Source organism: Mycobacterium sp. WUMAC-067, from assembly GCF_020217485.1.
Taxonomy (GTDB): Bacteria; Actinomycetota; Actinomycetes; order Mycobacteriales; family Mycobacteriaceae; genus Mycobacterium.
The window spans coordinates 26,969-49,000 of the sequence record NZ_JAEKMI010000037.1 but is presented as its reverse complement, the minus strand read 5'-3'; the positions used below and the strand labels follow the sequence as shown (position 1 = coordinate 49,000).

Annotated in this window: 28 protein-coding genes and 1 pseudogene; 18 read left to right on the top strand and 11 right to left on the bottom strand. The window is 65.7% G+C overall.

Going from position 1 to position 22,032, the window contains the following annotated elements:
• A partial coding sequence (locus JF781_RS21470) for a tyrosine-type recombinase/integrase (RefSeq protein ID WP_225329386.1) occupies positions 1–903 on the top strand: 903 nt, incomplete at its 5' end.
• Positions 900–1,313 carry a DUF6262 family protein gene (locus JF781_RS21465; protein WP_036432609.1) on the top strand — a complete coding sequence of 138 codons (414 nt, stop codon included), beginning with the start codon at positions 900–902 and terminating at the stop codon, positions 1,311–1,313. The genes JF781_RS21470 and JF781_RS21465, both read left to right, overlap by 4 nt.
• Before the next feature lie 80 nt (positions 1,314–1,393).
• Here the strand turns inward: JF781_RS21465 and JF781_RS21460 are convergent, their stop codons facing one another.
• Entirely contained in the window at positions 1,394–1,753 is a 360-nt protein-coding gene (locus JF781_RS21460) for an Rv2640c family ArsR-like transcriptional regulator (RefSeq protein WP_036432606.1), read from the bottom strand.
• Positions 1,754–1,853: 100 nt separating this feature from the next.
• Here JF781_RS21460 and JF781_RS21455 point away from each other — a divergent pair, with 100 nt between their 5' ends.
• The 11 genes and pseudogenes from JF781_RS21455 to JF781_RS21405 all read left to right on the top strand — a co-directional run bounded on the left by JF781_RS21455 (position 1,854) and on the right by JF781_RS21405 (position 7,509).
• Entirely contained in the window at positions 1,854–2,330 is a 477-nt protein-coding gene (locus JF781_RS21455; RefSeq protein ID WP_036432603.1) for an ArsI/CadI family heavy metal resistance metalloenzyme, read from the top strand.
• 63 nt (positions 2,331–2,393) lie between these two features.
• Positions 2,394–2,906, top strand: a complete 513-nt coding sequence (locus JF781_RS21450) for a DinB family protein (RefSeq protein ID WP_036432600.1) — start codon at positions 2,394–2,396, stop codon at positions 2,904–2,906.
• Between the two features lie 42 nt (positions 2,907–2,948).
• A complete protein-coding gene (locus JF781_RS21445) occupies positions 2,949–3,329 on the top strand; it encodes a metalloregulator ArsR/SmtB family transcription factor (RefSeq protein ID WP_036432596.1) in 381 nt (126 codons plus the stop codon).
• Positions 3,326–4,379 (top strand): annotated as a pseudogene (gene arsB, locus JF781_RS21440) (ACR3 family arsenite efflux transporter); the annotation flags it as partial. The gene JF781_RS21445 and the pseudogene arsB, both read left to right, overlap by 4 nt.
• Positions 4,380–4,436: 57 nt before the next feature.
• Positions 4,437–5,105: an arsenate reductase ArsC gene (locus JF781_RS21435; protein WP_055119549.1), complete on the top strand. Its 669-nt coding sequence runs from the start codon at positions 4,437–4,439 to the stop codon at positions 5,103–5,105.
• Between the two features lie 27 nt (positions 5,106–5,132).
• Positions 5,133–5,591: a low molecular weight phosphatase family protein gene (locus JF781_RS21430; protein WP_036432587.1), complete on the top strand. Its 459-nt coding sequence runs from the start codon at positions 5,133–5,135 to the stop codon at positions 5,589–5,591.
• 73 nt (positions 5,592–5,664) lie between these two features.
• Positions 5,665–6,009 carry a hypothetical protein gene (locus tag JF781_RS21425; RefSeq protein ID WP_036432584.1) on the top strand — a complete coding sequence of 115 codons (345 nt, stop codon included), beginning with the start codon at positions 5,665–5,667 and terminating at the stop codon, positions 6,007–6,009.
• Positions 6,006–6,458 (top strand): MerR family transcriptional regulator, encoded by a 453-nt coding sequence (locus JF781_RS21420; RefSeq protein ID WP_036432581.1) that lies wholly within the window; start codon positions 6,006–6,008, stop codon positions 6,456–6,458. Before JF781_RS21425 ends, JF781_RS21420 begins: the two co-directional genes overlap by 4 nt.
• On the top strand, positions 6,445–6,777 hold the full coding sequence (locus JF781_RS21415) for a hypothetical protein (protein ID WP_036432580.1): 333 nt from the start codon (positions 6,445–6,447) through the stop codon (positions 6,775–6,777). The genes JF781_RS21420 and JF781_RS21415 overlap by 14 nt, the downstream gene beginning before the upstream one ends.
• A gap of 10 nt (positions 6,778–6,787) precedes the next feature.
• Positions 6,788–7,120, top strand: a complete 333-nt coding sequence (locus tag JF781_RS21410) for a YnfA family protein (RefSeq protein WP_036432578.1) — start codon at positions 6,788–6,790, stop codon at positions 7,118–7,120.
• Positions 7,121–7,143: 23 nt separating this feature from the next.
• Entirely contained in the window at positions 7,144–7,509 is a 366-nt protein-coding gene (locus tag JF781_RS21405; RefSeq protein WP_036432576.1) for an STAS/SEC14 domain-containing protein, read from the top strand.
• A 598-nt stretch (positions 7,510–8,107) separates the two neighbouring features.
• Here JF781_RS21405 and JF781_RS21395 read toward each other — a convergent pair.
• Positions 8,108–10,084, bottom strand: coding sequence for a cation-translocating P-type ATPase (locus JF781_RS21395; RefSeq protein ID WP_036432573.1), 1,977 nt, complete (start codon positions 10,082–10,084; stop codon positions 8,108–8,110).
• Entirely contained in the window at positions 10,081–10,458 is a 378-nt protein-coding gene (locus JF781_RS21390; protein WP_371725680.1) for a helix-turn-helix transcriptional regulator, read from the bottom strand. The genes JF781_RS21395 and JF781_RS21390 overlap by 4 nt, the downstream gene beginning before the upstream one ends.
• A gap of 95 nt (positions 10,459–10,553) precedes the next feature.
• Here JF781_RS21390 and JF781_RS21385 point away from each other — a divergent pair, with 95 nt between their 5' ends.
• The 5 genes from JF781_RS21385 (at position 10,554) to JF781_RS28595 (ending at position 14,210) form a co-directional block, all read left to right on the top strand.
• Positions 10,554–11,216 carry a thioredoxin domain-containing protein gene (locus JF781_RS21385; protein ID WP_036432571.1) on the top strand — a complete coding sequence of 221 codons (663 nt, stop codon included), beginning with the start codon at positions 10,554–10,556 and terminating at the stop codon, positions 11,214–11,216.
• 81 nt (positions 11,217–11,297) lie between these two features.
• The gene (locus JF781_RS21380; protein ID WP_036432568.1) at positions 11,298–11,909 is read left to right on the top strand and encodes an isoprenylcysteine carboxylmethyltransferase family protein; all 612 of its coding nucleotides are present in this window, start codon (positions 11,298–11,300) and stop codon (positions 11,907–11,909) included.
• Between the two features lie 20 nt (positions 11,910–11,929).
• Positions 11,930–12,565: a class I SAM-dependent methyltransferase gene (locus JF781_RS21375; protein WP_036432566.1), complete on the top strand. Its 636-nt coding sequence runs from the start codon at positions 11,930–11,932 to the stop codon at positions 12,563–12,565.
• Positions 12,566–12,619: 54 nt separating this feature from the next.
• A complete protein-coding gene (locus tag JF781_RS21370) occupies positions 12,620–13,168 on the top strand; it encodes a hypothetical protein (protein ID WP_036432564.1) in 549 nt (182 codons plus the stop codon).
• A 631-nt stretch (positions 13,169–13,799) separates the two neighbouring features.
• Positions 13,800–14,210, top strand: coding sequence for a hypothetical protein (locus JF781_RS28595; RefSeq protein WP_308011583.1), 411 nt, complete (start codon positions 13,800–13,802; stop codon positions 14,208–14,210).
• A 1,343-nt stretch (positions 14,211–15,553) separates the two neighbouring features.
• Here the strand turns inward: JF781_RS28595 and JF781_RS21360 are convergent.
• The 8 genes from JF781_RS21360 to JF781_RS21325 form a co-directional block, all read right to left on the bottom strand.
• Positions 15,554–15,856 carry a toxin gene (locus JF781_RS21360; RefSeq protein ID WP_308011584.1) on the bottom strand — a complete coding sequence of 101 codons (303 nt, stop codon included), beginning with the start codon at positions 15,854–15,856 and terminating at the stop codon, positions 15,554–15,556.
• Positions 15,853–16,080, bottom strand: coding sequence for a ribbon-helix-helix protein, CopG family (locus JF781_RS21355; RefSeq protein ID WP_064880208.1), 228 nt, complete (start codon positions 16,078–16,080; stop codon positions 15,853–15,855). The genes JF781_RS21360 and JF781_RS21355 overlap by 4 nt, the downstream gene beginning before the upstream one ends.
• 58 nt (positions 16,081–16,138) lie before the next feature.
• Complete coding sequence (locus tag JF781_RS21350) at positions 16,139–16,498, bottom strand: type I secretion protein TolC (protein ID WP_225329388.1); 360 nt, start codon at positions 16,496–16,498, stop codon at positions 16,139–16,141.
• The gene (locus tag JF781_RS21345) at positions 16,495–18,120 is read right to left on the bottom strand and encodes a PPE domain-containing protein (protein ID WP_225329389.1); all 1,626 of its coding nucleotides are present in this window, start codon (positions 18,118–18,120) and stop codon (positions 16,495–16,497) included. The genes JF781_RS21350 and JF781_RS21345 overlap by 4 nt, the downstream gene beginning before the upstream one ends.
• 13 nt (positions 18,121–18,133) lie before the next feature.
• On the bottom strand, positions 18,134–18,439 hold the full coding sequence (locus tag JF781_RS21340; protein ID WP_225329390.1) for a hypothetical protein: 306 nt from the start codon (positions 18,437–18,439) through the stop codon (positions 18,134–18,136).
• A gap of 69 nt (positions 18,440–18,508) precedes the next feature.
• A complete protein-coding gene (locus JF781_RS21335; RefSeq protein ID WP_064880202.1) occupies positions 18,509–18,814 on the bottom strand; it encodes a hypothetical protein in 306 nt (101 codons plus the stop codon).
• A gap of 10 nt (positions 18,815–18,824) precedes the next feature.
• Positions 18,825–20,357, bottom strand: coding sequence for a DUF4226 domain-containing protein (locus JF781_RS28475; RefSeq protein WP_308011585.1), 1,533 nt, complete (start codon positions 20,355–20,357; stop codon positions 18,825–18,827).
• Between the two features lie 136 nt (positions 20,358–20,493).
• Positions 20,494–21,210: a DUF2637 domain-containing protein gene (locus tag JF781_RS21325; RefSeq protein ID WP_225329391.1), complete on the bottom strand. Its 717-nt coding sequence runs from the start codon at positions 21,208–21,210 to the stop codon at positions 20,494–20,496.
• Positions 21,211–22,032 lie beyond the last annotated feature (822 nt).

Genomic DNA, 22,032 nt, shown 5'->3' with positions numbered 1-22,032 from the left:
TACCAGCAGACCAAAGTCGACGGGGTGGTGCCCACCATTCTGGTCGAGCAGGCCGTGGTCAACGTGATCAGCGAACAGCAAGACTGGATCCGGCGGCGTTACCCGGATTTGGAGACGAAGTACCTGTTCCTCGGGGTGCGCTACCAGCACCAGGGCCAACGACCACGCAGCTATGACTCCTACAGCCGGATCCTCAATCGGCTCGACAACATCCACGGTCTCACCGACACCGCCGGCCACCCGCTGCGGTTCTCCCAGACCCACCGGCTGCGCCACACCCGGGCCACCGAGCTGCTCAACGACGGCGTCCCGATCCATGTGGTGCAGCGCTATCTCGGACACGCCTCCCCGGCGATGACCCTGCGCTATGCCGCCACCCTGCAAGCGACCGCCGAAGCGGAGTTCCTGCGGCACAAAAAGATCGGCGCCCATGGCACCGATATCACCATCAGCCCGTCCGACATCTACGACATGACCCAGCTCTCGGCCCGCACCGACCGGGTGCTGCCCAACGGGGTATGCCTGCTGCCACCGGTAGCCACCTGCGACAAAGGCAACGCCTGCTTGTCATGCGGGCATTTCGCCACCGACGCCACCCACCTCGACGAACTGGTCGACCAACGCGCCAGGACCCTGAAACTGATCGACGTCCGCCGCGAACAGTACCGTGCCCGCACCGGGCGCGAGCTCACCGACGACAACGTGTGGATCCATGAGCGTCGACGCGAAATCGCCTCCCTGGACGCCATCCTCGACCGGCTCCACCGCGACGACGTGACCGATGACGGCGCAAACAGCGTCGCCGGTGCGGGTACCGCCAACCGGGCACCCACGATGCAGACTGCTGCCCGCGGAAGCCACGAATCAGTGTTGCGCAAGGCTGACCCGGACACGCCGCGATGAGTCGCCCCAAGCCGCCGCCACCCACCCAGAAAGCACTGAATGCGCTGGCCGAATACCGCGACGGCCGCAGCGATGAGAAGCGGCGTGCCGTCGAAAAAGCGATCGCCTACCTGCGCAAGACCAACGCCGACATCAACTTCTCCACCGTGTCCCGCCGCGCCAAGGTGTCCCGCAAGACCATCTACAAACACGACGACCTGGTGGCCCTCATCAAGCAGTACCGCGACCGCCCCGCCGCCCGCCAGCCAGCACCGGCCGGCCGCGAAACCAGCATCGACGCTGCGCTGCGCCACCGGCTCGCCGCCAAAGACAAAGAGATCGCCGCACTCAAAGCCACCGTGGCAGAACAACAATCAACGATCGAGCTGCTCTACGGCCAACTCGACACCCTTCACGAACAGATCACCTGATCATCTCACCGTGGGGCGGTCATTCCGGAGCATCCCAGCTGACCCGCGCGCGCGGCGACGGTGTCCAGCTCACCTGTCGGCTAAGTGCAGCAGTCGGGGTCGAGCACCACGCAGAGTGCTTGGAGCGCTTCGGGTTTGACGCGGTGAAAGACGTTCATGCCGCGACGGTCGGAGATCACCAGCCCGGCTTTGCGGAGTTGGCCCAGGTGGTGGCTGACGGTGGATTCGCTCAAGTCGAGCGCCCCGGCCAGTTCCCCGCTGGTCTCCTCGCCGGGGCGCGAACTGAACAGTAGAGACATGATTTTGACCCGCATCGGGTCGGCGAGCGCCTTCAGGCGCATCGCCACCGCCAGGGCGTCGTCGTCGCTGATCGGGCCCGCGGCTACCGGGGCGCAGCATACCGGCGCGGACATGTCGATCACGGGCAGCGCTTTGGGCATGACCCCATCCTGCCACCAATCTTGACATATATCAAAAAGGTGGCATCCTGAGGTCGACGCGTCAATTCGATATATGTCTCAGCCCTAGAGGAGGCGGATTATGTCCCGTGTTCAACTCGCCCTCAATGTTGATGATCTCGATGAGGCGATCACGTTCTACTCCAAGCTGTTCAACACCACTCCGGCGAAGGTGAAGCCGGGCTATGCCAACTTCGCCGTCACCGAGCCGCCGCTGAAGCTGGTGCTGCTGGAAAACCCCGGTAAGGGCGGCACCATCAACCACCTCGGCGTCGAGGTGGAGTCCAGGGAAGCCGTCCATGCCGAGATCGCCCGGCTGACCGGCGAGGGGCTGTTCACCGACGAGGAGATCGGCACCACCTGTTGCTTCGCCACCCAGGACAAGGTCTGGGTGACCGGCCCGGCCGGGGAGAAATGGGAGGTCTACACCGTGCTGGCCGACTCCGACACATTCGGCGCCAGCCCACAGCACCTCGACGAATCCAGTGAGGGTGACGGTGATGTGTGCTGCGGCGGCGCATCCAAGGAGTCAGATCAAGCCGCAGCATCCTGCTGCTAGCCGACCGTTCGCGACCTGCCGCGGCCGTGGCCACACGGGCCGCGGTAGGCGCATGATCGGGGCATGGACCGCGACGCCATCGCTGCCGATCTGGAGCGCGCGCGTGTCACGTTTCACCAGCTACTGGCGGCCGCCGGTCCCGACGACTGGGGCGCCCCGACGCGCGGAACCCGTTGGACCAACGAGCAATTGCTGTTCCACATGGTGTTCGGCTACATGGTCGTGCAGCGACTGCTGCCCCTGGTGCGGGTGATGGGCCGACTGCCTGACCGCGTCAGCGTCACCTACGCCCGGGTGCTCAACGCCGCGACCACGCCGTTTCATCACGTCAACTACTACGGATCGTGTGCCGCCGCCCTGGTTTACAACCGGGTCAGGATGGGCGCCAAACTCGACCGGGTCATCGCCGCGCTGCAACAACGACTCGCCCGAGAAACCGACGACTCCCTGCGCCGCGGCATGCACTTCCCGCCGGGATGGGATCCGTTCTTCTCCGATTACATGACGCTCGAAGACGTCTACCGCTACCCAGGGCGCCATTTCGACTTCCACGCGGCCCAGCTCATCTTCACCTGACGTTCATTTGCCATCTGATTCGATAGCTGTCAATATCGATGTATGTCGAAGTCCCGGGAGATGTTGGCCGATCAAGTGTGTTGCCCTCCGGGCGCCCTGCTGCACGAACCCATATCGGCGGCGGTGGCGGCGGATATGGCGGTCAAGCTCAAGGCGCTGGCCGATCCGGTGCGGCTGCAGCTGTTCTCGGCGATCGCCAGCCACGCCGGCAGCGAGGCCTGCGTCTGTGACATCTCACCCGGGCTGGAAGTCTCCCAGCCGACCATCAGCCATCACCTCAAAGTGCTGCGGGACGCTGGATTGCTGACCTCGCAGCGCCGGGCGTCGTGGGTGTATTACGCCGTGGTGCCCGAAGCGCTGGCCAGCCTGGCCGTGCTCCTCGGCGCGACCACCGCCCACACCGTGGCGGGAGTATCGGCATGACCGACACCACCACATCCCCTCCAGCGGTCGTCGGCAAGCTCTCCACCCTCGACCGGTTCCTGCCCTTATGGATCGGCGCGGCCATGGTCGCAGGGCTGCTGCTGGGCCGCTGGATCCCCGGCCTGAACACCGCTCTGGAAAAGGTTCAGATCGACGGGATTTCGCTGCCGATCGCCCTGGGCCTGTTGATCATGATGTATCCGGTGCTGGCGAAAGTCCGCTACGACCGCCTCGACACCGTCACCGGCGACCGCAAACTCCTGCTCTCCTCACTGGTCCTGAACTGGGTGCTCGGACCCGCGCTGATGTTCGCACTCGCCTGGCTGCTACTGCCCGACCTGCCCGAATACCGCACCGGCCTGATCATCGTCGGACTGGCCCGCTGCATCGCCATGGTCATCATCTGGAACGACCTGGCCTGCGGAGACCGCGAAGCCGCCGCCGTCCTCGTCGCGCTCAACTCGATCTTCCAAGTCATCATGTTCGCCGTGCTGGGCTGGTTCTACTTGTCGGTGTTGCCCGGCTGGCTCGGCCTGGAACAAACCACCATCGACACCTCACCGTGGCAGATCGCCAAATCCGTACTCATCTTCCTCGGCATCCCGCTATTGGCCGGCTACCTGTCCCGCCGCATCGGCGAGAAAACCAAGGGCCGCGACTGGTATGAGGCCAAGTTCCTACCGACGATCGGCCCATGGGCCCTCTACGGTCTGCTGTTCACCATCGTGATTCTCTTTGCCCTGCAAGGCGATCAGATCACCCACCAACCCTGGGACGTCGCCCGCATCGCCCTACCTCTGTTGGCGTACTTCGCCGTCATGTGGGGCGGGGGCTACCTGCTCGGCACGCTGTTGGATCTGGGTTATGAGCGCACCACCACCCTGGCGTTCACCGCCGCCGGCAACAACTTCGAACTGGCCATCGCCGTGGCGATCGCCACCTACGGCGCCACCTCCGGCCAAGCGCTGGCCGGGGTCGTCGGCCCGCTCATCGAAGTCCCGGTCCTGGTCGGATTGGTCTACGTCTCGCTGGCGCTACGTAATCGGTTCAGCCACCACACCTCCCAACACCTGCCCACCGGCTCGACGACGAGAACGGAACCAGCCGATGACTGACAGCCCCGTCACCCACCAACTGCGCCACGACCTCTCCATCGACCAACAACTCGCCCTGAAAACCGCGGCGAGCCGTCTGCACGGCGAGTTCGACGGCACCTTCGGCACCGAAACCATCGAACGGTTCCTCTGCTCGTCCTACGACCAGTTCGCCGGCCGCGCCACCATTCCCAACTTCCTGCCGCTGCTGGCCGAACGGTTCGCCCGCCAGCGCCTCCACGCCCTGGCCCGGGTGGAAGGCAAGATCAGCGACGGCAAACCGACCGTCCTGTTCCTATGCACCCACAACGCCGGCCGCTCCCAGATGGCCCTCGGCTTCTTCACCCACCTGGCCGGCGACAACGCGATCGCCTGGTCCGGAGGGTCAGAACCCGGCAACGAGATCAACCCCGCCGCCATCGAGGCCATGCACGAAGTCGGGATCGACATCACCGGCGAATACCCCAAACCCTGGACCGACGAAATCGTGCAAGCCGCCGACGTCGTCATCACCATGGGCTGCGGCGACGCCTGCCCCATCTTCCCCGGAAAACGCTACGAAAACTGGGAACTCCCCGACCCCGCCGGCCAAGGCCTCTACGCGGTCCGCCCGATCCGCGACGACATCGAAGAACGCATCCACCGACTCCTGACCGATCTGAACGTGCCCATCACCCGCTAATCGCGAAAACCCAAGGAAAACACCGATATGGCCGACAGATCCGTGTTGTTCGTCTGCGTCAGTAACGCCGGCAAGTCGGTGATGGCCGCCGGGCTCATGCGGCAGATCGCCGGCCCGCACATCCGCGTGACCTCGGCGGGCACCCACGCCAAGGGTGCAGTCAACCAACAATCGGTGCAGGCATTGGCCGAAGTCGGCGTCGACATCAGCGACCATCAGCCCACCCAACTCACCGAGCAGATGCTCGACGAGGCCGATCTGGTCGTCATCGTCGGCACCCAAGCCCAACTCGAGGACCATCCCGGCACCACCATCCAACGGTGGGACACCGACGAACCCTCCCTGCGCGGCATCGACGGCATCGACCGCATGCGAATCATCCGCGACGACATCACCACGCGCGTCCAGGCCCTGGCCGCCAACTTGTCCACCGCGGCCGCACCACCCGCCGGCCAGTCAACACAATCCGACCGCCGAGACGGTTGAGGGCCACCCCGCTGCCGTTCGCCACCGATTGAGGGTTGCATTCCGTACCTAGGTACGGGTTTATCGTCGACGTATGGCCAGCGAGGAAACTACGGGTTGGGTGCCCGATTCGTGCTCGTTACCCACGGTTGATCGGCCGTTGCGGGTGGCCGAGTTCGACGGGCTATTCGGTCAATCGGTGCTGCGGTCGGTACGGGTGAGTGCCACACGGTTGGATCTTGTGCTGGCCGCCGACGCCGAGGCCGCTGCCCGCGACCTGGCGGCACGCGAAGTCGGCTGCTGCTCGTTTTTCCGCTTCGACTTCGACACGGCCGGTTCGGATGTGGTGATAAGCATCGGCGTTCCCCCGTCGCACACCGACGTGCTCGACGCCCTCGCACAGCGGATCGGTGACATGACGACGGGGCAGACGCGGTGAGCGACAGCGGATTGCGCAGCGGGCAGGTCGCGGCCGCAGCCGGGGTCAACACCGAGACGCTGCGCTACTACGAGCGACGCGGCCTGCTGCGCCAGCCGCAGCGATCACTGGGTGGACACCGCCTATACCCACCGGAAACCGTGACCATGATGCGGGTGATCAAGGCCGCGCAACGGTTGGGCTTCACCCTCGACGAAGTCGCCGACCTGTTGGCCGCCACCCGACTCGGTAGCCGCTCCGAGGCCGGACTACACACCCGGGCGGCCACCAAACTGGCCGAGGTCGACCAGAAGCTCGCCGAACTTACCGCCGTGCGCGACACGCTGCGTGCTGCGCTCGCCGCGGGCTGTGACGACCTCCTCGCCTGCGCCGAAAGCCCCTGCTGCCCACTACCATTCACCGCAGAACCCGACAACGAGACGAAAGGCGGCACCGGTGGCTGCTGCTGACGACCGCGCCCGCAAGGCGTGGTGGGCATCGATCGGCGTCGGGGCGCTGGCATGTGTGGGCTGCTGTGTGGTCGTGCCACTGCTGGCCGCGGCCGGCATCGCCGGCGGTGGCATGCTGCTCGTCGGTTCCCGGTGGCTAGAGCCACTCGGATTCGCGCTCATCGCCGTCGGAGTCGTCGGGGTGGTCGTGTCACAGATCCGCGCCTACCGCCGACGCGGAGCCGACACCTGCCAGTGCACTCGTCCGAACACGAACACCAGTTGCCGGTGCCGACGATCACAGCCGGCAGCGGCCCCAGTGCCCGGCCAGGTCTCCTAGGGTCATCACCATGGTGATCCGTTCAATCCTGTTGTTCGTGTTGGCCGCGGTCGCCGAAATCGGAGGCGCGTGGCTGATCTGGCAAGGTGTGCGCGAGCAACGCGGCTGGCTATGGGCCGGGCTCGGCGTCATCGCACTCGGAATCTACGGGTTTGTCGCCACCCTGCAGCCGGATGCGCATTTCGGCCGGATCCTGGCCGCCTACGGCGGCGTGTTCGTCGCCGGCTCACTGGCCTGGGGCATGGCGCTGGACGGGTTTCGACCCGACCGCTGGGACATCATCGGCGCCCTGGTCTGCCTGGCCGGCGTCGCCGTGATCATGTACGGCCCACGCGCGCACTGACACTTCCCCAGGAGGGGCATGCTGTGATCGAGTTCCTGTCCTGCAGCACCGGCAATGTCGTCGGAATCCGGTTCAGCGGCAAGCTGAACCGGCAAACCTACCGCGACGTGCTCGGCCCACGAATCGACTCCCTTCTGGAGCAGTACACCACGTTGCGGGTGCTGATCCTGATCGACGAATCCTTTGAAGGCTGGACCCTTCCCGCGGCCTGGGCCAACACGATCTTCGACCTCAAACATCGACGTCACTTCGACAAGATCGCCATGCTGGGCGCCCCGAAATGGGAAGAATGGTGCGTCAAAATACCCGCGGCACTGCTCATCCGCGGTCAACTGAAGACGTTTCCACGCGATCAACTCGAACCCGCATGGGACTGGCTTCGCGCATAGCGCCCGCTGAGCGGTCAGGCCAGCGTCAGCCAGCAGCGCCACCACTGGTGGTGGGCCTATGTGTGCGTTGCAGCCGCCGTCGGCGCTTCGGTCGTGGCACCAGCGGCCAGTGGTGTGGTGCGTCCGGCGCGCACACCGTTGGCGATGACGACGATTTCGTGCACCGTGCCTATGTCAACCTAAATTGGCTCCGCCTGGGCGGTGTCAGTTGGCCCCGCCTGGAGGCGTGCAGAACTCGCGCGGGTTGAGCGAAGCTGGATGTATGCGTGTGGAGCTTCTCACGAGCCCGGGGTGTCCGAATGCGGCGGCGGCTCGGCGCTTGCTCGCCGAGTGTCTGTCTGAGGTGGGTATCGCTGACGATGTGGTGGTGGAAAGGGTCGGTGCATATCCATCGCCGACGGTGCTCGTTGATGGTGTGGATATCATGAAGCCGGGCACTGAGTTGGCAGCTGATGCATGCCGATTGGACCTTCCGACCAGGGATCGCGTGCTGGCGGCGCTGCGGAGTGCGACACCGTTGACCTGATCGATCCGGGGTTTCACCCCGTTGCTCGGCCGACCCCTCTTGGCTGTGACGTGATCCTGTTGCGCCCCGAGTTCAACTGGCTGTCGTGGTTTCCTGGGTGCGGGTGTGTGCCAGCCGGTGGGAGTCGGTTCCGGTTTCGATGATGGCGCCCCGGAGGGGTTTGGTGCGTCCGGCGCGGACCCCGTTGGCGATGACGACGATTTCGGCGAGTTCGTGCACGGCGACGACCGCGGCCAACCCCAGCATCCCGGTGAGGGCGAGCGGAATGAGTACCGTGATCAGGCCCAGTGAGAGGCCGACGTTTTGCAGCATGATGCGCCGGGCACGGCGGGCGTGGGCGAAGGCTTGGGTGAGGTGGCGCAGGTCTTCACCCATGAGGGCGACGTCGGCGGTTTCGATCGCCACGTCGGTGCCCATTGCGCCCATGGCGATGCCGAGGTCTGCGGTGGCCAGGGCGGGGGCGTCGTTGACGCCGTCACCGACCATGGCCGTCGAGGAATGTTGGCGCAGTTGACTAATCAGCGCGGCCTTGTCTTCGGGCCGCAGATCAGCATGCACCGTATCGATCCCCACCTGCTTGGCCAGGGCGGTCGCGGTCGCTTGGTTGTCACCGGTCAGCATCGCCACCTGATAACCCCCACGGCGTAACGCCTCGACGACCCGGGCGGCTTCGGGCCGTAGTTCGTCACGCACCGCGACCGCCCCAATGACCTGACCGTTGTCTTCGACCAGCACCGCGGTCGCCCCGGCGGCCTGCATCTTGGCGACCTGTTCGGCCAGCGGGCCGGGATCGAGCCAGCCGGGCCGACCGAGCCGCAACCGGCGGCCGTCGCGATACCCGGTGAGGCCGGCGCCGGTGACCGCCTCCACCTCCTCGGCGGGTCGGACCGGGCCCTCGGCGGCGGCGAGGATCGCTGCAGCCAGGGGGTGTTCGCTGCGGGCCTCCAACGCCGCCGCGACCTCCAGCACATGCTCGCGGGTGGCGCCGTTGGTGGTGGCGACGTCGATGACGGTGGGCTTGTTGGCAGTCAATGTGCCGGTCTTATCCAGCGCCACGGTGCGGACCGCGCCCAGGGCTTCCAGCGCCGCGCCGCCCTTGACCAGGACGCCGAGCTTGCTGGCCGCGCCGATCGCGGCGACCACGGTGACCGGCACCGAGATCGCCAGCGCGCATGGGGAGGCCGCCACCAGCACCACCAGGGCGCGTTCGATCCACACCAGCGGATCACCCAACACGCTGCCGATGGCCGCGATGAGGACGCCGGCGATCATGATCGTCGGGACCAGGGGTTTGGCGATGCGGTCGGCCAGGCGCTGGGCTTCGCCCTTGCGGGACTGCTCGGCCTCCACGATGGCCACAATGCGGGCCAGCGAGTTGTCGGCGGCGCTGCTGGTGACCTCGACCTCGAGCACCCCGGTGCCGTTGATCGACCCGGCGAACACCTCATCACCGGGCCCGGCCTCCACCGGCACGGATTCGCCGGTGATCGCCGAAACATCCAGCGCGGTACGGCCTGAGACGATGACCCCGTCGGTGGCGACGCGTTCACCGGGTTTGACCAGCATCCGGTCACCCACCCGCAATTCGCTTGGCGGGATGATGGTTTCGGCGCCGTCGCGCAGGACGGTGGCCTCATCGGGCACCAGCGACAACAGGGCGCGCAGGCCGCGGCGGGTGCGGGCCAGCGAGTATTCTTCGAGACCTTCGCTGATGGAGAACAGGAACGCCAGCATGGCGGCCTCGCCGACCTCGCCGAGGATCACTGCGCCGACCGCGGCGATCGTCATCAGCGTGCCGACCCCGATCTTGCCTTGGGTCAGCCGGCGCAGCGTCGAGGGCACGAACGTGTAGGCCCCGATCGCCAACGCCAGCGCATACAACCCGATTTCGACCGGGCGGGGCCCGCCGGCCCCGCCGACCACATACCCGGCCAGCAGCACCACACCCGCCACCGCGGCGGCGCGCAGTTCGGTGATCTCCCAGAGCCGTTCGGGTTCGTGCTCGTCGTCGCTACGTTCGTCGCTGCCGCAGCCACACGCCTCACTCATCGAGCAACCTTCTTCCGCTGATCGGGGAGGCCGTAGTTGGGGCACAACGCCACCGCGTTGCCGGTGGCCTCCAGCACCGCCTCGGCCGCGCGCAACATCTCCAGCAGCTCCGGGCGGGCCAGCCGATACACCGAGGCGCGGCCCTGCGGCCGGAAATCCACCAACCCGCAGTCACGCAGGCAGGCCAGATGCGCCGACACCGTCGACTGCGCCAACCCCAACTCGCCCGTCAGATCCACCACCCGGGCCTCACCACCCGCCAGGCGGCGCAGGATCGCCAACCGGGTCGCATCCGAGAGGCTGTGAAACAACGCCGTCGCCGCATCCACATTCCCGCACACCGCGGGATCGACCGAACCACTTTTCATCGCCACATAACGATGATAGCGTCCAATGCTATTGATCGGTCAACCTCGCCAACATCGATGCCATGCGATATAGCCGCCGATCCCACGAAAGAGGTATCTGAATGGCGCGCGCCAGCCGCATGTTGCTCACCGCGTTCGTCATCGCCGCGATGGCGATCGGTGCGCTGGTCTACCTGTCGGTGCGCGACCGTGACTCGACCGCCCCAGCGCAGTCCGATACCAGCGAGATCGGGCAGGTGGTGCGGGAGAACAGTCACCGGCTCAACTCGGTGCCTGAGAGCAAGGTGACGTTCGTGGAGTTTCTCGACTTCGAATGTGAGGGTTGCCGCGCGGTTTACCCGGAGATCGAAAAGTTGCGGGCTGAATACGGGGACCGGGTGAATTTCGTGATCCGCCACTTCCCGCTGCCAGCGCACGTCAACGCCGAGCGGGCCGCCCGGGCCGTGGAAGCCGCCGCCCAGCAGGGCCAGCTGGAGGCGGTGTATCGCAAAATGTATGACACCCAGGCTCAGTGGGGTGAAAAGCAAACCCCGGCCGATGACGTATTCCGTGGATTCGCAGCAGAACTCGGCCTGGATATGGCCGCTTTCGACGCGGCCTACGCCGATCCCGCCACGCTGGAGCGCATCCGGCTCGACATGGCCGACGGCCGGGCCTTGGGGGTGCAGGGCACGCCGACGTTTTTCCTCAACGGCACCCGCATCCAACCGCACAGCTATGAAGACCTCGCCAAGGCCCTTGATCAAGCGCTCGCCGAGAACTAACCGCGCCGTCCCACGTCCATCGGCTTTAACGCCCATCTCCACATCGGCACCTATCCCAGTCCCGGCCAGGAGGTTTCACCCATGCCCGCCACCGCGCTCATCTTCTACGTGATCTTTGCCGTCTTAGGGTTCGGCTGGCGCAGTTGGACCCAATACCGCCACACCGGATCCACCGGATTCCGCGGCATCCACGGTCGGCCCGGGTCGCTGCAATGGTTGGCCGGTGTCGGATTCATCGCCGCCATCCTCGCCGGGGCGGCCGCGCCCCTGCTGCAACTGCTCGACATCCTCACCCCGATGGCCGTGCTTGATGCGCCGTGGATCCAGACCACCGGCATAGTGCTGGCCGTCGCCGGGATCGCCGCCACCGTCCACGCCCAACGCGACATGGGCCCATCGTGGCGCATCGGAGTGGACCCCAGCGAAACAACCACATTGGTGCGCCACGGCGTGTTCGCGCTGGTACGCAACCCCATCTTCACCGCCATGCTGATCTTCGCCGCCGGCATCACCCTGATCACCCCAAACCCGCTTGCCCTGGCCGCCTTCGCCGTCTTGTGGGCCACGATCGAACTGCAGGTACGAGTGGTCGAAGAGCCCTACCTCAACACCATCCACGGCCAGGCCTACCGGGACTACTGTGGGGCTGTCGGCCGGTTCGTTCCCTACATCGGACGCCGCCTGACCGTCTGACCGCCGACGCGAGGTGAACCATGCCCACCGATGATCGCACCGCCCGCTGGAACCGGTACTGGGACAAGAAATCTCGCACCTATGACCGTGAGATCGGGTTCTTCGACCGCCACCTGTTCGGCGACTCCCGCCAATGGGTCTGCAGCCAAGCCACCGGCGACGTCCTGGAGGTCGCGATCGGCACCGGACTCAACCTTGCCTTCTACCCCGAGAACGTCACCCTGACCGGGATCGACTGGAGCCAGCAGATGCTCGACATCGCCCGCCAACGCGCCGCCGACCTCGGTCACCCCGCCACCCTGCAACAAGCCGACGCGCATCACCTGCCGTTCGACGATGCCAGCTTCGACACCGTCGTCTGCACCTTCGGGCTCTGCGCCATCCCCGACCACACCCAAGCCCTCACCGAAATGACCCGAGTCCTGCGCCCCGGCGGAAAACTCATCCTCGTCGACCACATCCGCAGCAGCACCGCCCCAGTCCGAGCCGTGCAGCGGGGCCTCGAACTATTCACCATTCCCCTCGGCGGCGAACACTTCCTACGTCGCCCCCTAGAGCACCTGCGGGCCGCGACCGACCTCGCGATCGACCATCGTGAGCGGTTCACACTCGGCCTCGTCGAACGCGTCGTCGCCCACAAAACCCCTGCCACCTGACCTGCCCTGCAGCCAAGGGGTCCGAGCGGGACACCATCACGAAAGCAGCCGCACATGACCGAATTCACCAGACGCGCCGCACTTGCCCTACTCAGTGGGGCAGGGGCGATCGCCGCACTGGGATACCTGTTGCGCACCAACAGTATTCGCATGCCCACCGGGAACGCCAACGGTCCCGGCATGATGGGCGGAGTCTCCGGCACCGACATGGATCGCTACATGACCATGTTCGCCCGCCACACCGAACTGCGCCGCACCGTGGAAAACATCCCCGGAGGCATCCGTACCACCACCGAATCCGACGCCCCCGATCTCGTCGCGCAACTGCACGCCCACGTCTCCTCGATGTATCAGCATCTCGACCAAGGCGCCGAAGTGAGCTGCATGAGTCAAAGCCTGCCCACCCTGTTCCGCCATGCAACCGACTACCAGCGGCGAATCACACTGACACCTAACGGAGTTATCGCCACCGAGACCTCCTCCGACCCCGAGCTCACCAACACCATCCGCGCCCACGCACACGAAGTCACCGGCTTCGTCACCGACGGCATGCCCGCCATGATGGGCCCGATGATGGGCGGCCGCGGAATGATGGGCTCCTGAATCGTCGCGTCAACCAGAACGCACCAACCAACCCCTAACCGGAAACACCAACAGCCTAACCTGTTTCCGATCAGGCCCGACTAGATCAGATCGCCTCAGCGGGAACAACAGTAAACATCAGAATCTGACCCCAGATAACGCCGCGGCCCGGGCCCGCTACGCCGACCATGACACGGGCCGAAACTGCCGGCCTACCAACGACCAGCTCGCCGAAGCCACAGGGTTCTCGGTGCGTCAGGTGCAGCGGGCCAATGAAGCGCTGCGGCTTTTGGGTGTTGCCACCGAGATCATGCGCGGTCGGCAACGGACGCTGACGGAGCGGTTGGCGTCATGGCGTGTCGGTGATCGTGGCCGTGGTTGGGCATCGGTCTGGGTGCTTCATGATTCGGCCTGGCTGGCGCCGGTTATTCACAGGTTGTCACCCCACCTCGTAGGGTCTCTTTTTACTTGTAAAAGCTCGCTTTTACGAGAACTCACTACCACCAAGCGGACGCCTGTCGGCGCCCGTGGTCGCGGCGCGGGGCGCCGCGAGGGCCCGGACAAGGCGGGTTCGGCTCTGGCGCGGTCCTGGAGGGCGCATCCTGGGGCCCCACCGTGGGCCAGACGGTACTCGGCGGACGCTTGGGCTGCGATGCTGGCCGGACCGGCTGTGCACGGCTGGACGGCACGTGACCTCAACCAGCTGATCACCGACTGGCTCGGTATCACCGGGCGCCGTATCCCCGATGCGCCGCATAAGCCGATCGGGCTGTTGGGCGCGATTCTGGCTTGGCATGGCGCCGAGAATCTCGATGATCGGCCGGCCGTCGCCGACGAAGCGCGCGAGGTCGAGGAACTCGCTGCGATCGCGGCCAGGGTTGCGCGGCAGGCCACCGAGCTCACGCCGCCGAATGGTCCGGATGGCGGTGGCGCCGGTCGTGTCGCCGCGCGTGCGGCGGCGTTGGAGGCTGCGCGTAATGCTGCCCGGAAGCGGACCGAGGAGGCTGCGCGTCAGGCCGCCCAGCTGCAGGAGGCGGTGCGTTGGGCCCGCGGGGTGGAGTAGGTGTGAGTGCCGTGGTGTTGTTGGTCCTCGCCTCATCGGGAGTTCGCGGCGCTTGCGGTCTCGGCGCGGAGCCCGGAATCTCTCGCCGCCGCCGATCATCGCGATCCGTTGCCGCGCTGCTTAACGTGGTAGTTGCGTGACTTCTCGGGCTCCCCGTCTCCTCGGCGGTGCGGTCGCACCCAGGTGGTTCCGCCTTCGCGCAGTCGCCGCTGGTGACCCCGCACCTGGTGGCCAACGGGTGCATGGCGCGGATCGTCGAGATGGCGTTGGTGGCCGGGAAGTGGCGCGTCGCCCCACATGAGGACCACCGGGCCCCCGAGTTTATGGAACTTGGCTGGCAGTACGGGAGATGTCGCGTGCGGTCGCGGGGCCCACAAGTTTCGTGTATGCACTTCGTTGATGAGTGCGAGGTGGATGTATACCGCATCGAAACTGCTTGTAACCGCGTCGATTTGGAATTGGCTAAAGTTGTTGCGGCGAGCCGAAGTCGAAGGTCGCCGATGGGTAAGCAAACCGTCTACAGTCAGCTCTACGATTTCGGGGCCAGGCCACCATAACGGTGCTTTTCGACCGGCGGGGTTGCTGGTGACGAACTGGATGCTCAGACGCCGGCCACCGTTATCAGTGGCCGTGATCAATGCGCCGCAGAGCAATTCTTGGTGCGGGTACTCCAGCCACAGTGTGTCGAAGGGTGGCCTAAGACATTTGGCCTTCCAGTCCGTCGACGGCGCGGCCTGGGTTTCGACAGCAAACCGGACAGGGCAGTTGGTGATTACCTTGACGAGGCTATCTGGGGCTGGCGCGCCGTCGTCGGTCTGGTCGCAGATTCGCATGCCGCGTTCGGCGATCAAGTCGAGTAGCGGTGATGTATCGACTGTCTCCTGTTGGGGTGTCTGTTCGCGGTCCGGTGCAAGCGCTGCCGGAGGCGGCAGGGCGGCTCCGGGCTGTGGAGGCTTGGGGTGACTTTCGGCTGGAGTCTTCGGTCGCTCTGTAGCAGCGGTCCGGGCTGCCAGGGCTCGTGCTCTGGCCCGTTCGGGGGATGACCAGCCGAGGGAGTCACGGCTGACCGTTTTCGGCACTACGCCGGCGGCCTGGGCGGCGGCGACCATCCGCATGTTCTCAGCGGCGCGGTCCTGAGCCGCAGCTTTGCGGATTTGCTTGGTTCTCTTGCGTTCCTGATGGCTGGGAGAAACAGGGTTCGACGATCCCACAGCGGAGCGATCGCTCGAGTTCTGTGGGTCCTTATCCCTCATGCCGCGCAATCCTAATTCCGACCCACGACCACCCAACGCCTAACGTCGAAGATCCCTTGGCGAAGAGCCCCCGGTTGTAGGAGACCGGGGTTAGGAGATGAGTGCGGTCACCATGGTTGTTGTCTCGTGCAGGGCCGTGGGGCCGATGTTGCCGATCGGTTCGTCGAGTGCAGCGGTCGGGAGCCATTGGACAAGTTCGGGGAGTGCGACGCCGTTGGGATCCGCCACGGGGACGACCATTGCCATTGTGGCATTGGGGATTTCACCTGGAATGTAGGGGCAGGTGATCACGCGGCCGGTTTCGGCGGCCAGGTGTATCGGGTTGGACAGGACTATCACGAACATTTCGCTTTTCGCGTCGCGGCGCGGCACGATGTCGCCTGGTCGTATCACAGGCCGGCGGCTTGGTTGGCTTGGTAGATCTGCTGGGCGTAGTCGTCGATGTTCAGTGCGGGCACTGTGTGAGTTGTGTAGTTCTTCAGGGCAATTCGAAGATGCTCGTGGCGTAGTGCTTGTTCGATGAGCTCTGATCGGTTGAGGCCGGCGGCTTTGGCGTCGCTGTCTGCGGCTGCCAGCACTGCGCCGTCCAGCGTGACGGACACCTTTTCTTTCGGCATACCAATCATCCTACTAACAGGAGGATGATCCGTCCTACCGTTCGGTCGCCGCGCAGAGTTAGTCGGGTAGTTCGACGTAGGGGACGCCGAGCACGTCGGGTTTGAACCGTGGGTCGCCCGGTGAGAGGTATTCCGCGTAGAGGTTGCGGACTTGGTCGGCGAACTGTGCGCGGGTCTGGCGGAGTGCGTCGGTCATGATCTGTTCGAGCTCGGTGTTGGTGTACTTGTGCAGGGCGTCGTCGTCGACCTCGAACACCGTCAGGTCACCGTTCTCGTCGAACCGGACCGTCACGTCGGGATGGGCCTGGTCGAGGGCGATCTTCTCGCACGCATCCATCCAGGCGCGGTTGCGGGCGCGCCAGTGCGCGATCCCGCCTTCGACGCGCGCCACGTACTCCTCGTCGGACAGCTGCGTCACTTCTTCTCCCCCTCAGACTGTTTGACACTGCGTGCCTCGCGGCGGCCCTTGACCGGTTCGGTGTTCGGCTGCTCCTCGATGTGCAGCCGGCGCTCCGGATACAGCCGGCGGTCATCTTCCGAGCCGCCACCGCGGCCGCCCATCGGTGCACCCATCATCGGTGGCATCATGCCCCCGCCCATCGACGCCCCTCCCATCGATGGGCCGGCCGGTGACGATGCGCTGACCGTCGCCGGCGCCGCGGCGATCGGTGCCGATGTGCTGGCGGTGGTGGCCGGCGCTGTCAGCGGGCCCGCCGGTGACGATGCCGGTTCGGTGTCGCCGGGCATTCCCCCGCCGCCTCCGCCGTCGAAGCCGCCGAAATCTGGTGTGCCGCTGCCGGCTTCGTCGCCGCCGCCCAGTTCCGGTGCTGCGGCTGACATGGCTGAGGTCAATGCGCTGGCGCCTTGGGTGACACCTTGGACCGCTTGGTTGCCGACTTCCTGAAGTTTCTGGCCTGCGCCGCTCACTGCGCCCAGTACTCCGCCCAGGGCGCCGGATACGCCGCCGAGCACGGCGGGCAGGACGGTTTGAATCATTTCGGATGCGGTGTCGGTCGCGCCGTCGAGCGTGGGATCGGCCAGCGGATTTGCCGCGGACAGTGGGTCTGCGGTGTCTGTGTCGGTGCCGGGCAGGTCGGCGGGGTCTGTGCCGCTGGGTGTGGCGTTGGGGGTCCCATGAGGTCCGCCAGGCCGGTTTTCGGGTGGTTGCATTGTGCCTATCGGGCCGGTGTTGGCGGCAGCGGTGTATTCGGCGAATCCGCGGTTGGCTTTTTCGTTGGCTTCGGCGAGCTTGAGCTGCAGGTCGGTGATGGTGGCCGAGTAGCGGCCCATGCTGCCGGGTTGCGTGTTGGCGACGTTGGCCGCGTGCAGGCGGCGCTCCAGGTTGCTGAACACTTCCGGTGCGGGGATGGTGGCTTTGGCTTGGCGGAAGTTCGCGGCCTGAGTGCGTGCGTGCGAGGCCAGTGAGCGTGCTCGTTCGGCGTGTTCGGTGTAGCGGGTTTGCAGGCTCGAGATGTGGGTGTCGGCCTGGTCTGCGGCGGTCGACGTCCAGCTGTTGGTGGTGTCGGTGCGTGCCGATTGCACGGTGTTGGCCGCGTTGTCGAGCGCGGTTGCCCTGTTGTCGAGGGTGGTCGCGGCCGCATCGAGGCTGTCGGCGCCCGGGCCGCCGTGGATCAGTTGGGCGATCTCGTGTCCGGTGGTGGGGATGACGCCGGCCGGTGCGGGTACCGCCGGGGCTGGAATGTCGGGTGCGGTGAACGTTGGCATGTTGACCGAGACAGGGCCTGTCGAGGCGGCCGTGTCGCTGTAGGCCAGGCTGCGCGAGGACTCGGTCTCCTGCTCTTCGTAGGTGGCCGCGGTGGTGTTCAGCCGCGTCGACGCGTCGGTGGTCCGAACGTTCGACGACGTCGTGTCGATGTCCAGGCCGCCCATCAGAGTGGCCAGCTGGGTGGTGACCTGCACCGAGGTCGCGTCCGCGGCCGGCGGCGTGACCGACGCGCCGGACGGGGCAGTCGGTGCCGCGTTCAGAACCGCGCTGGCACCGCGCACCCCGTCCGGATCGATGTCGACGTTTTTCCCCATATCGTGTGCCGATCTAGGTCGACAACGCCTTGGTGTTGGCGTCCTCGGTGTCGCCGTAGCTTTGCAGGTCACGACGGATGTGTGAGGCCACACCCGAAGCGAAGGCGCCGAAACGCTCGCCGGCCTCACTGCGGGCCTTGAGTGCTGCGGCGTATTCCTGTCCGATCGAGGACGAGCCCAGCTTGCCGAACGCTCCCTTGGCTTCGGTGAGCGTGGCGTCGTCGACGTGCAACCGCTCACGGGCGGCGTCTGCTTCGGAGTCCCACCACGAGGCGTGGTTGTTCCACTCGTCGGGATCGAGGTTCAACGATCTGCTCATCGGTTTCCTCCTGCTGTACCTATTGTCTGCATTTCCCCACCGTAACCACGGTTTTCTGGTTATGCCGTATCAGAAATTGATGTTGCGGCGTCGGTATTCGTCGATCTCTGAGGCCATCGGGTAGGCGGCTGTGCCCGGGGCGATGTTGGCGCCGCGCTCGTTCATCGCCGCCAAAGAGTCACACCGCACCCGCATCAACGCCACCTTGTACAAGTGCAGGACGCGTTCGGACAGCTCTTCGGCCGTCCATGTGGCGTTGACTTCGGGCTCGATCTGCACACGAGGTACCTCGTTGGCGTCGAGTTCGACCATCAGCGCTCCGTCGCGCGACGACTCCACATAGGTGTGCTCGGTGGTCGTTGCTTCAGGCTGCATCGGCGTTCTCCTACACGGCTCCGACACCGGTGGATCGCGCGGCTGCGCCCGGCGCCTGTGTCCAGCCTAGAAAGTCTGTACGGCTGCCGAGTGCACTAAGTGGTTGCACCTGCCCATCCAGCCAGATTTTTCGGTTCCCAAGGGCCAGGATCGGCTCCTGAGCGTCAAAATAGCCCAGCTCGCCGCCCTTCATCATGTTCGGATCAACCGGTGCGGTCACCGCGGTGCCCGGCGGTGGCAGCTGGATGTTGTGTGCGGAATAGGCCGCGGTCACGCCCATGCCCTTGTTGATCACGTCATCCATGACCGCTTTGGTGGTCGGGTCGGGAGCCTTGAACTCTTCGTCGCCGGCCTTGACCGTCAGGTCGGACTCCCCCGGCTCAGGCTTGCCGGCTTCCGGAGCAGCGGCTTCCGGCGCGGTTTCGTTCTTGGCCTTCGGGTCGCCGGCGAGCGGGTCAGCCGGGTTCGTCGGCGGGGTCGGCTGCGGCTTGTCGTCCTTGAACTCCTCTTTGGGTTCTTCGGGCTTCTTACCTTCCTCGTCTTTGAATCCGTCCTCAGGTGACGTCGACGCATCATCGGCCGGCTTGTCGGTGAAACCGTCCTTGGCCATGCCGGCCAAACCACCACCCAATGACCCGAGCATCGAGCCGAGATCTCCGATCGGCAGGCCTCCCCCGCCCATACCCGACATCATCTGCGGCAACGAGCTCAGCCCGGCCAGCGCCGGACTCAACGCTGACAGCGGATCCATCATCCCGCCGCCCAGCGGGCCCAGGCCCGCCAGCGGATCCTCCAAGGGGTCGCCACCGCCCGCCACCGGGCCGCCGCCGACCGCCGCTGGGTCGCCACCGCCACCACCAGTGCCGCCACCGTCACCGCCGCTGCCGCCAGGGCCGCCACCATCACCGCCGCTACCACCGGCCTCGTCGTGCTCGTCGCCCTTCGGACCCGTCGTGCGGTACTCGTCCCCCAGTTCCTTGAGGATCTGCCCCTGGGTGGCGGAGTCGACGTGGGCATCGGCGAGGATCTTCTGGACCTCGGCGAGCTTCTCGTCAAGGAACTTCTGGAACGTCAACAGGCCGGCAGGGTTGTCCAACGCCTCCGGACCCATCTGGGCCTTTTTGTCCTCAATCTCCTTGAGGATGGCCATTACCCGGTCATACGACGCCTTGTTGGCGGCGAAGATCTCCTTGAGCTTGGCCGCCAGCTTCTCGTCGATCGCCGACACACCTGCAGTACCCGTGCCGTAGTCGCTGCCAGCCTGGTTCGCACCACCCGGAAGGCCACCATTCTGTGCACCAGGCGGCGGCGGTGGGGGCGGGGGTGGTGCGGCCGCCGGCGGTGGCGTGATCGGGTCATGGCCCGGTGGCAGCGGATAGGTGGGATTAGTCGACGTCCCTCCACCGCTGCCGCCGCCGCCATCGATGGTGGGCGAGACAGCCGGTGACTGTGGCGCGGGTGCGAACAGGTTGCCAGCGGCGCCGATCAACTTGCCCACGTGGAAAACCGAGTCCGCCAAGATCTGGTCAAACGGAATCGTCACCGTAGACCCGTCCTTTCCTTTCGGGAGGCGCCAGCCGCCGCAGTTCTGTTGATGTGAACGCTATGGACCGTTTGCCGGTTATGCGACAGCAGTCGGTAACCGAAATAACGCCGCTGCAGCAGGGACTGATGGCGGATCAGCCGGCAGTACTGCACTGAGCGTCCACTCCTATCCCGAGAAGCACGGCTGTCTCGTCACGTACCTTGCCCACGACGTCGTGGTGCCGGTCGACGCGCCGGCCGATCTCCCGGAGCGTCAGCGGGGGCTGACTGTGGAACAACAGCTGTACCGTCTCGGCGATGACCTCCTGCGGATGGCCTGTCAGCTTGCCGCGCGCCTGGATACCGGCCGCGACTGCCAACGACAGCTCGGCCACTCCCCCGACGTAGTTGCCGACCTCTGCGGGCGCGGGTGCGGTGAGCTCGTCCTCGGGTGTGAATGCCCAAAGTCGAGCCAGCAGATGGGTGCAGGCCAAGAGCGCGATCGGAGGGATGCAGGATATGCCGGCCCCCAGCCAGGAGCCGGCCGTGACGGGGCCTTGGTCCTGGCCTGTGAGATGGGGCAGCAGCGGGTGAATGAAGTTGGCGCTCATACTCACAACGGCTCCGAAGGCCAGAACGCACCACGAGTAGATCTGGTTCGACTTCTGTCCGGAGTAGCCACCGAACGCGACCAGCGACATCGTGGCGACGATGATCATGCCGTCGACGATGAGCGGCCACAGCCATGCGATGTATCCCGGCCACGCCAGCTGCGATGCCATATCCCATAGCGAATAGAACGAGAGTCCGAATGAGCCGAGAGCGATGAACACCGTGACGCCAACCGCGCTGCGTCGGGCGCGGCGCAGCATCCGCAGCTTCTCGTCCGCGCGGCTTGTCGCCCCAGGCTCTCCCACCACGGGCGGCGGCTCTGGACTTGTCGGCTGAGCTGACGGCGCTGGTTCGGCCGAAGCCTCAGGTGCCATTGGGGGTCGCTCATCGAGGAGGGTCATTCGGGCTTCCTTTGCATAGCTCGGATCTCGACTCGAAGTGTCAGCGGCAACCCCAGCCTTACGCGACAGCCAAAGCAGATTCGAAGCATTCCGATGGTGGCCGGTGTCTGGTTCGGGGCTGGGGTATCGCCTTCCGCGCCTGTTGAACGTGCTGGGGCACCACGTGCGACAGGCTCACCGAGCTGGCGGAAGGGCTTGCAAGAGAAGCCACGAACCGACCCTTGACCGACAATCAAGGGGCATGACCAGCGTGTCTGACCGGTTTAACCGGCCTTCCGTGCCAAACTCTGCGTCAACACGAGCACCAGGAGGCACACCTATCACTTTGCCGACGCGTCGGGCGCTGCACCCAGCGTAGGACGCCGCAGGGTCAAAAACCAGAAAACCCCGCCGAAGCGGGGAGATCCGAAACCTGAACCGAAGCGCCAACTTCCGCTCAGGCGACCCGTAACAACCGAATTCTCTGACACCGATTTGGGGCCAACCACGTAAGGCTGGCTCCAGGATAAAGGACGCCCATGTGAGCCGCAATGAACGACACCCCATTGTGATATCGGCGCGGGCAGCTCGGCCCAACCAGCCAGGCCCGCAACCATTTTCCGTGATCCGCCCGTGACAACGGCGGTCCTCCCAGCTGATCGCAGGGCCCCAGCATGCCCGCCGGAGCTCGTGTGGAAACGG